At 39.3% G+C, this 6,214-nt stretch carries 5 protein-coding genes; all 5 read left to right on the top strand.

The genetic code is table 11. From position 1 onward, the window contains the following. Positions 1 to 232: 232 nt before the first annotated feature. The 5 genes from tagD (at position 233) to lpdD (ending at position 6,006) form a co-directional block, all read left to right on the top strand. Positions 233 to 637: a glycerol-3-phosphate cytidylyltransferase gene (gene tagD, locus ACOV1R_RS15630; protein ID WP_003646390.1), complete on the top strand. Its 405-nt coding sequence runs from the start codon at positions 233 to 235 to the stop codon at positions 635 to 637. 24 nt (positions 638 to 661) lie between these two features. After that, positions 662 to 1,870: a CDP-glycerol glycerophosphotransferase family protein gene (locus ACOV1R_RS15625; protein ID WP_015379711.1), complete on the top strand. Its 1,209-nt coding sequence runs from the start codon at positions 662 to 664 to the stop codon at positions 1,868 to 1,870. A 52-nt stretch (positions 1,871 to 1,922) separates the two neighbouring features. After that, positions 1,923 to 4,742: a glycosyltransferase gene (locus tag ACOV1R_RS15620; RefSeq protein ID WP_003646392.1), complete on the top strand. Its 2,820-nt coding sequence runs from the start codon at positions 1,923 to 1,925 to the stop codon at positions 4,740 to 4,742. A 287-nt stretch (positions 4,743 to 5,029) separates the two neighbouring features. Continuing rightward, a complete protein-coding gene (locus tag ACOV1R_RS15615) occupies positions 5,030 to 5,593 on the top strand; it encodes a UbiX family flavin prenyltransferase (RefSeq protein WP_003643707.1) in 564 nt (187 codons plus the stop codon). Positions 5,594 to 5,595: 2 nt separating this feature from the next. Then, a complete protein-coding gene (lpdD, locus tag ACOV1R_RS15610) occupies positions 5,596 to 6,006 on the top strand; it encodes a gallate decarboxylase subunit LpdD (protein WP_003646393.1) in 411 nt (136 codons plus the stop codon). Positions 6,007 to 6,214 lie beyond the last annotated feature (208 nt).

Here is a 6,214-nt window from a genome sequence, read left to right as displayed (position 1 = left end):
AATCAACGACCATTAAAAATACATCATCAACAGACTGCCATTGAAAGATTCCGGGCTTGTTCGGATTAAACTTGTAATTTGCCAAATATAAAATATACAAAGCGCGGCTCATTAAGAATTGTATAATGATGGGTGTAGTCAATCTTTTCATGATATAATAGCCTTGTTTACATTCAGGTGTGTACATTGATTTAATAAAGATTAACGAAGAAATTTTAGGAGGAGTTTTACTATGAAGCGAGTTATTACGTACGGAACGTTTGATTTATTACATTATGGGCATATTGAATTACTCAAGCGTGCCAAATCACTAGGGGATTACCTAATTGTGGCCCTATCAACCGATGAGTTCAACTGGGACAGCAAGCAAAAGAAGGCCTATTTCTCATACGAAAAGCGCAAGGCATTACTAGAAGCAATTCGCTATGTTGACTTAGTGATTCCTGAAAAGTCGTGGGATCAAAAAGTAAGTGACGTGAAATTATACCAAATTGATCGCTTTGTAATGGGTGATGACTGGACTGGTAAATTTGATTTCGTGGGCGAACAAACTGACGCTGAAGTCATCTATTTACCACGGACTCCTGAAATCTCAACGACTAAGATTAAGCAAGACTTGAATTTCAATCAAAAATAAACGTGTGACGGGGAATTCAATAAAATGGCATTAAAAGATATTATCAGTCAGGTTTATCGCCGACTGTTCAATGTAATTGCGACTGTGTGCCCAGTGAGAAAACACGTTGTTTTATTTGAGGCGTTTAATGGTAAAGTTCCAATGGATAACCCGCTATACGTTTACGAAGCACTTCAGACCGCGCATCCAGATTGGAAGCTAGTCTGGGGTGTTAAGCGTCAGTTGGTTGTGGAAGCCCAGGAAAAGTATCCTAAGTTGAATATTATTCCACGCTTTTCGGCCAAATGGTTATTAGTGGCACCGGTTGCAGAATTCTGGGTCCTGAACGCGCGGATGCCGTATTGGTTGAAGAAGAATGCGAAAACGACCTATATTCAGACTTGGCATGGTACGCCGCTAAAGCGCCTGGGGATTGATATTCCAAAAGTTTCAATGCCTGGTACCGATACAAGTCAGTATCGTCAGAATTTTACGGCGGAGAGTAAACGGTGGGATTATTTAATTGCACCCAATCAGTTTTCAAAAGACGTTTTTCGACGAGCGTTTGATTTTAACAACCAGTTCTTGGATTATGGGTATCCCCGCAACGATCGGTTAGTGCATCAGCGCCAGGATTATGATGCGATTGCAGCGATTAAAAAAAGAATTGTTGGCAATAAGATGGGCAAAGTAATTTTATATGCGCCGACTTGGCGAGATGACTTTTTTATCCGCAAAGGTATGTATAAAATGAACTTGCCTTTTAGTTTGGCCGCGGTTGTTAAAAGGCTTAATAAGGAAGATGTGCTTATTATTCGGCCACATTACCTAGTAGCTGAGTCGATCAATATCCAAGGCTTTGAGGACAATGTTAAATTATGTGTGGATGAAGATATTAATGATTTGTACTTAATTAGTGATTTATTGATTACGGATTATTCTTCGGTCATGTTTGATTACGCTATCTTGAATCGACCTATGCTATTTTATCCTTATGACTTAGCGCATTATCAGGGTGATATTCGCGGATTCTACTTTGATTACAACAAGGTTCCTGGTCCAATTGTCACCAATGAGCAGGATTTTCTGGCCAAGTTAGATCAGTTCTTGACTAATGATGGTTATCCAAACGAAACAGCCAAGATGATGGCATTTCGGACACAGTTCACGGAATGGGAGCAAGGAACGGCTAGTCAACGAGTTGTGAAGTTGATTACTAGCATAGATCAGAACGCAAATAATTATACAGGCTAATCCATTAGGGCTAGAGTACTGTAGTCAAGCACAAGGAGTAATGATATATATTATGGGAAAGATGAATACCATCAAACTCGCGTGTAAGTTTGTTGCACGGCCAATTCGGGAGTTTGTAACTAAGCCGGCAATTCGTCAAATTAATGTTTATTTATACTATGTGAAACATAGCAAAGTTCAAGAAAAGGCTGTTTTCTTGGAATCGTATCATGCTGTCAATTTGACTGGAAATGTGTATGCGATGTATCAAAAGATGGTACAAGAATATCCGGATTATACGTACTATTGGGCATACAAAGACAAAGATACAATTCCTGCGGATATTATGGCGGATACCAAGAGACATCGGGTATATTTAGTTAAGTACGAATCACGTCAGTATATGAAAGCCTTAGCTACCTCAAAGTATTTAATTAACGATACTTCTTTCATGCCCTATTTTATCAAAAGGGATGGGCAACGGTATCTGAATACTTGGCACGGGACACCTTTAAAAACACTGGGATTAGATATTAAGGGTTCAGGTAGGGCAGACCATAAGAACATTCAGCGTAATTTATTGGCAGCTGATGTCTTAGCTATGCCTAATCAGTTTACGGCTGAGCATTTAATTACGAGCCATGATTTAAACGGTATTTTTCCAAATGAAGTTTATATTACTGGTAATCCACGAGTTGATAACTTACTGGGGACACTAGTTTCCGAGGATACGCAAGCGTTGAAAGAGCGCTTGGGGCTTCCAGCTGAAAAGATAATCTTGTATGCGCCAACTTGGAAAAAAGATGTGGAATATACTACTGAAGCTGATATTTTACAGTTGTTAAATGAAGTCCAACGATTGCAGGAACGTGTCCCATCTGGCTACAAAGTATTTTTAAAAGTACATTATTTTATTTATGATAAATTAGTTGAAATGGGATATGGTGATCAATTAATTTCAAATGCCATTGATACCAATACATTGTTACGTGGTGTGGATGTATTGATTACGGATTATTCCAGTATCTTTTTCGACTTTTTGCCGATTAAACGGCCTGTTATGTTTTATGTTCCTGATAAGGATAGTTACGCACAGAACCGAGGCTTTTACAAGTCGCTTGATACACTTCCGGGACTGGTCACGGATAAGTTTGATCAATTGCTTGATGACTGTAATCAAAAATACTTTGATTCATGGGCCAAGACTTACGAACAACAGTACAATGATTATAAATCCGAATTCTTGAGTTATGATGACGGACAAGCGACTGATCGTGCAGTGCAAGTATTGTTTGAAGAGTCGTCATCGATTGAGCGACTTGATTTCAACAATAATAAAAAGAAGTTATTGATTTATGCTGGAGGTTTCTATAATAACGGGATTACAAATTCTATTATTAATTTGTCTAGAAACTTTGACACTAATAAATATGAATTAGTATTTGTTGATTATCCGCGGATGCGCCCTGAAAAAGAATATAATATGAATCGCTTACCCGGCAGCGTGCACTTTATTTTTAATTTTTCATGGGCAACTAGAACATTCTTTGATACTTATAATCAGAACACTAGCTACCACTTTGGATTTAATTCAAAGTTAGTTAACCAAAATAAGATGAAGGCAACGTACCAGCTGAATTTTAGGCGTATCTTTGGTAACTTTATGCCATACGAAGTTATTGACTTTGGTGGTTACAACAAAGCTATTACTGGATTATTTGCTTTATCACCGGTTCCAAAAAAGGTTGTCTTTCTACACAATACTATGTGGGATGAATATAATAAAATTGTTAATGGGCGATACAAGCATCGTAAGAATCTGCGTGTTACGTTTACTTACTATCAATATTTTGACAAAATTATTTCAGTTTCCCAATCAGCTGATAAACAAAATCGAGAAGATTTGAGTCAGTATGCTGATTCTGCTAAGTTTACATGGGTTGAGAATCTAGTTAATGGCGCCGAAATTGAAAAAGAATTATCTGAGGTAAAGCAACAAGTGGATAATGGTGATTCACTGATAGAGCTTACTAAAACAGAGACACCAAGCGGAATTATTACAACTCAATTATTTCATCCTGTAGATCAGAATTATTTTAATTTTGTGACGGTGGCAAGACTGTCTCCTGAAAAGAATCATTTAGGATTAATCCAAGCATTTAAGTTAGTACATGATAATTATCCGAAGACGCGATTATATATTGTCGGGAATGGTCCAATACGACTGGAAGTAGAGCAACTTATTTCCGGTTTAGGATTAGATGAATCGGTGTTCATGATGGGGTTTTTGCAGCATCCAATGAAATTTGTGTCATTTACTGATTATGTTGTACTGCCATCAGTTACAGAGGGTCAAGGGCTTGCTATTATTGAAGCTTTGCTTGCACACAAGCCGGTTGTTGGAACAGATGTTGCTGGTATTCAAGATGTAATCAAGGGCGGACGTTTTGGCTTGCTGAGCGGTAAAAATGCCGTAGCAAATCCAAATAGTTTGGCGAATACTTTAGCTCTCTCAATTGAGACCAAGGACAGTATCAAGTATGTAAAAACTGTAAAAGAGCCATTGAAAATCTTCCATGCTGAAACCCAAGTTGATGGTAAATGGGTTACTAGCTCAGATGATTGGGAAAATCCAGATATCGTTTTGGGGAATGGTAGCAACGGGCGTGCATTCGTTGAAATTAAACACGTTGAAAGTTACCCGAATTACGCAGTGTTTATTGACGGAAAGCGTGCCGCTCAGAACGGTCAACTTGCTCATTATGATGTACAAAATGATGCAGCACTAATGATTGTGCTAGATATGGAGCAACAGGTTTGTTTTGAACGTTTTGATTGGCGGGAGTATAATCAAGCTGCTCTTAGAGAATTTGAAACTAGAGCAATTGTTTGAGCTGGTTTCAGTTAAATAACGAATAGTTGACAAGTTGTTTGTTTACTTGCTAATACAAAAGAGAGTCATAGATCTTTTCAAATTTTTGAGGAAATCTATGACTCTTTTATTAATGCTGTTGGCGTAGTCATAACAGATTCAATTGACATGCCAATTACTAATTAATATTCCATTTTTGAATATTAATTAGTCTAAACTTGATTTGTTTGTAGTATTTTTGCAAGGTATCATAGACAGGTAAATGACTAATTTTATAATTGTAGAATTGCCGAAACGAGGGTGTCAGGATGAAACGAATTGTTGTGGGAATCACGGGAGCGTCCGGTACGATTTACGCGGTCGACTTATTAGAAAAGTTACATCAGCGGCCAGATGTTGAAGTTCACCTGGTAATGAGTGCGTGGGCTAAAAAAAACTTGGAGTTAGAGACTGATTACTCGCTCGCGCAGCTAACGGCGCTCGCGGATGCTACTTATCGGGCTAATGACCAAGGCGCAGCGATTGCCAGCGGTTCGTTTTTGAATGACGGAATGGTCATTGTCCCAGCTAGTATGAAGACGGTAGCGGGGATTGCGTACGGCTTCGGTGATAATTTAATATCGCGGGCTGCTGATGTCACGATTAAAGAACAACGTAAACTTGTGATTGTTCCACGTGAAACACCGTTAAGCGTGATTCATTTAGAAAATCTAACGAAGTTGGCAAAACTCGGTGCCCAAATTATTCCACCGATTCCCGCTTTTTATAATCATCCGCAATCCATTCAGGATCTGGTCAATCATCAAACCATGAAAATTTTAGATGCGTTTCATATTCATAATGAAACTGATCGCCGTTGGGAGGGGGATTAAGTATGGCAACTTTTACGACTGAGCAGGCCGGGTATCAAATGCAAGCAACACTCCAAGTGATTGGATATGACTTGTTGATCGTCGTTACCGGTGGGACCAATCCCCATATTGGTGACGTGACCACACTAACTGCCAGCACGGTTCCCGAAACGGTTAAGTTTCCCAGCCATGATGGTCGCTTCCATAAAGATAACTTTATTTCGGAACGAATGGCCAAGCGGATTCAGCGTTATCTAGTTGGAAGCTGTACAATTACTGCGGGAATTCATGTCAACCAAATTACTAAAGCACAAATAGCAGCTGCGGCACCAATGACGGATGACCTCAGCCGCCAGATTATTAGCTGGTTACAGGCCCATCCCGTCCAGGCTGAAAAGCCGGAATATTATGGACAAGATGAGCAACCGCGGTAGATTCGTGACGCATGGGGTGTCGAAAACAGCGCAATATTGTCTTTTCGCCCTATTGCTGGATAATATGCACCGAGCTGGCCGTTTATTGTTATTAAAGTTGTACTAGGGACTGTCTGAAAACTGAAAATTCAGGTATAATCTGAGGAAAAACGAATCGAGGCATTCCGATGACAACACCTAAACGATACGAACTGGAAGATGCTCAGTG

It is taken from the genome of Lactiplantibacillus sp. YT640 (assembly GCF_049745435.1).
In the GTDB taxonomy this organism is placed as follows: domain Bacteria; phylum Bacillota; class Bacilli; order Lactobacillales; family Lactobacillaceae; genus Lactiplantibacillus; species Lactiplantibacillus plantarum.
Note: the sequence above shows the minus strand (reverse complement) of the source record. Positions and strands in the feature narration are given on the sequence as shown.

Bases quoted from the DNA above. Each gene is read 5' to 3' on its own strand.
- ACOV1R_RS15625 (WP_015379711.1), top strand. From the start codon at position 662: ATGGCATTAAAAGATATTATCAGTCAGGTTTATCGCCGACTGTTCAAT.
- ACOV1R_RS15615 (WP_003643707.1), top strand. From the start codon at position 5,030: ATGAAACGAATTGTTGTGGGAATCACGGGAGCGTCCGGTACGATTTAC.
- tagD (WP_003646390.1), top strand. From the start codon at position 233: ATGAAGCGAGTTATTACGTACGGAACGTTTGATTTATTACATTATGGG.
- lpdD (WP_003646393.1), top strand. From the start codon at position 5,596: ATGGCAACTTTTACGACTGAGCAGGCCGGGTATCAAATGCAAGCAACA.
- ACOV1R_RS15620 (WP_003646392.1), top strand. From the start codon at position 1,923: ATGGGAAAGATGAATACCATCAAACTCGCGTGTAAGTTTGTTGCACGG.